Here is a 3,186-nt window from a genome sequence, read left to right on the forward strand (position 1 = left end):
AAGTAATATTTAGATTGACGTGGGAAGTCATACCAACGCCCACTTAAGCGGACAAAAATTGTTGGCTAAACTTGTTGAGGCACGAAACATGGCCAACTGTTTTTGTTCCGTTTAAAGTGCTTGTTAAATGCTCACGATCAGTTTAAAACCAAATAAATACAATTACATAACGAAATGAAATAGTAACGCAAACAACCAAGATTCAAAGCCACTTAATTATTAACTTTGAACTCCGTAGAAAACACTTTACGAAGATGACACAAAACCAATAATTGAATAGTTTACGAACGCTTAAAACCAACCTTTAAGATTACAAATCTCTCAAATCAAAAACTAGCTGACGAATTGAAAACAGAACTCAATCAAATGACCAAAATACCGCAACTTACAGATTGACGAAATACAAGTTAGCCAATGAAAGTGACAGCACAATCGACGCTACTTTTAAGATTTCTAAGTTTAGATATTCTCAAAAAACCACATGGTAAAACAGTAAACAAAGCGTAAATGAAACACTAAAACAAACCTTAAAAAGTAGTGACATTTAACGCCCTAATAACTGGCGTGTAGGTTGGCTTTTTTTTTGCCATGTTTTTCTTTTGCAAAAACGATGACAACCGTTATGCGTCCAGTTGATTAGCTTGTTAGCTGGCATTTAACCACCCGACTTGAGAATAGCACCCAAACCCGTTAAACAGAAAACGATTGTATCACATGAAATCATCGAGCAGAGACGCTATCGTTTTAGTTGTTTTGTTGTTGGTATCAAGTAGAGGATTAACCTCGACAACCTCTAGTGCTTTTATTTTTTTAGAGCGTAATAAAGTATCAAAAATTGACTTCACACAATCGAGTGATAGACCATTATCGGCAGGCATCCCCGTTCCTGGAACTAAAGAAGAGTCGAGTGAGTCGATATCAAATGAGATATAAATAAAATCACACAACGATAAGTGGTCCAATGTTTGCTGAGCTATACCAGCTCCGCCAACAACTTTAACCTCTTCAACACTATAATATTTAATATCATGCAGTTCAATAATGTCCCATTCAACTTTATCTAAATCTCGAATGCCAATATAAACAAAATCGGCAGGTTGGATTGCCTGATTACATATTGATTTAGTATTTTCCCAAAGAGAATTTGTTACATTGTCTAATTTATTTACTGCAATTTCTTTATGATCGAGTCCCATTGCAGCAGCCACGGGCATACCATGCATATTACCGCTATCACTAGTGTATGGTGAGTGAATGTCTCCATGTGCATCAATCCAGATAGCGCCAATTCGTTTGTTTGGATAGGCATTCTTTACACCAGCTAATGTTCCACATGCTGTACTGTGATCTCCAGAAAACACTATCAATTTATCTTCAACATTTTCTTGAAGGAAATCAGAAACATCTCTAGATAAAGAATCAAGACATTGATTAATCTCATCTAAATAATGAGATTGGGGTGTATTGCTTTTCCGTAAAATACAATTAGGTGTTTTAATAACATTTAATAGTTCTGGTTTGTTTTTTAATTGTAAAACAACGGCATCACCTCCCTGAGAAGCTCCTTTTTTAAATCCGCCTAAATCACACTCAACGATTATACATTTATTAAAAGTCATAGAAACCTATATTATTTTATGAAAACTAATTTTCACACTGATGATTTATTTGAATATATTCATTGCTCTAAGCCAGCAAGCTAACGCCGCTATTAAGCGGATAAAAATAGTTGGCTATAATTGTGGAGCGAAGCGAAACGTAGCCAACTGTTTTTATTCCGCTTGAATGCTCTTGTTAAATGGTAGGCCGAGTGAACAATCAATTGAACTGTAAAATCAGGCTTTAAACCACTTATAAATTTAACCATTATCATAAACGAAGCTCGTTGATGAACGAAGTTAATACATTGTTCTATTTACATTTTTGAGAAGCTACGTTAAAAACCAAGCCAACTCACCGCACTTGAAAATGGCGTAAATGTGCTAGTTACGAATTACATTCATGGAAACAATTAAAATAGCCAGTTTCAGATAAATTAAAAGGAAACAAACAAGCCAACCTCGCATACAACTTTACACAAAATAGACCTAAGAAACACAAACCCAAAAGACCTCTACGAAAGCCATTTAACGCCCACTTAAGCGGACAGAAATAGTTGGCTAAAATAGTGTAGCGAAGCGAAACATAGCCAACTGTTTATGTTCCGTTTAAAGTTCTTGTTAGGCATGCCGAATTCATAAACTAAGTGCCTGACACCGCAAATATATTCCACCTTCAGTAACCACCACTAAAGTGGTACAATAAGTTTTAATTAAGAAGTATCAACAATGAAAAAAGTAAAACTACTAATATTCTCAGCATTTCTTCCACTATCTTTCGCAGTTAGCACCCCACTAGTGACTGAAACTAATACAGGCCTCTTTCAATCTAATTTAACTATCGCACATAGCGGTGGAACTGATAAATGCGGTTGCCATTACAATAGGAAAACTGGTCAATATCATTGCCATAACAGGAAACAACGAGGCGGAAGCTGTCCTGCATAAGTAAGCAAAACAAATCTACTTGCTAGTATTACTAGCAAGTAGGCCTAACGCCGCACTAAGCGGACAAAAATAGTTGGTTATAATGTGTAGCGAAGCGAAACGTAACCAACTGTTTTTGTTCCGTTTAAGTGCCTTGTTATATCTCGCCTACTCAATACCATTTTGCAAACTCGGTATTGTGTTAAGGCTCTTAGCCCAAGTTATTTCTGATTCACAATAAATATTTACATCAGGAACCAATTCAGGTGAAAGGTCTAGTGAACCAAAATGCAATATATTTAGTCCTGCGAACTTAGGGTTAGTATTATAAATTGGGGTTCCACATTTACCACAAAAGTGCTTTGTCGCGCTTTCAGACACTTTAAAACTATTTAATTTACCAGTTAACAAAGAAAAGTCAGAAGTTAACACAACCGCATAAGTAGAAAATACAGCCCCATTCATTTTACGACATAATTTACAGTGACAGTTTAGAGTTTTTTTAATATCACCTGATATTTGAAATTTAACTGATTCACAGTTACAACTTCCTTTAATATGACTCATAAATATCCTTATATGCCATAGAGATATAGACATAATGACTCCCACTAAGGTGCTAGCCTCTACCGTGGGTTAGTTTTTCAACCAGAGCCATAAT

3 protein-coding genes are annotated in these 3,186 nt (G+C 35.6%); 1 reads left to right on the top strand and 2 read right to left on the bottom strand.

The genetic code is table 11. The features are described from left to right. Positions 1-710: 710 nt before the first annotated feature. On the bottom strand, positions 711-1,619 hold the full coding sequence (locus QQK09_RS15845; RefSeq protein WP_284205134.1) for an arginase: 909 nt from the start codon (positions 1,617-1,619) through the stop codon (positions 711-713). A gap of 708 nt (positions 1,620-2,327) precedes the next feature. Here QQK09_RS15845 and QQK09_RS15850 point away from each other — a divergent pair. Beyond that, on the top strand, positions 2,328-2,546 hold the full coding sequence (locus QQK09_RS15850; protein ID WP_284205135.1) for a YHYH domain-containing protein: 219 nt from the start codon (positions 2,328-2,330) through the stop codon (positions 2,544-2,546). Between the two features lie 147 nt (positions 2,547-2,693). Here QQK09_RS15850 and QQK09_RS15855 read toward each other — a convergent pair whose 3' ends face one another. Next, entirely contained in the window at positions 2,694-3,092 is a 399-nt protein-coding gene (locus QQK09_RS15855) for a GFA family protein (protein WP_284205136.1), read from the bottom strand. Positions 3,093-3,186 lie beyond the last annotated feature (94 nt).

The organism is Psychromonas marina (assembly GCF_030161115.1).
GTDB lineage: Bacteria > Pseudomonadota > Gammaproteobacteria > Enterobacterales > Psychromonadaceae > Psychromonas > Psychromonas marina.

Excerpts from the sequence above, each read along its gene's own strand:
- QQK09_RS15845 (WP_284205134.1), bottom strand. The coding sequence starts at position 1,619 with ATGACTTTTAATAAATGTATAATCGTTGAGTGTGATTTAGGCGGATTT.
- QQK09_RS15850 (WP_284205135.1), top strand. The coding sequence starts at position 2,328 with ATGAAAAAAGTAAAACTACTAATATTCTCAGCATTTCTTCCACTATCT.
- QQK09_RS15855 (WP_284205136.1), bottom strand. The coding sequence starts at position 3,092 with ATGAGTCATATTAAAGGAAGTTGTAACTGTGAATCAGTTAAATTTCAA.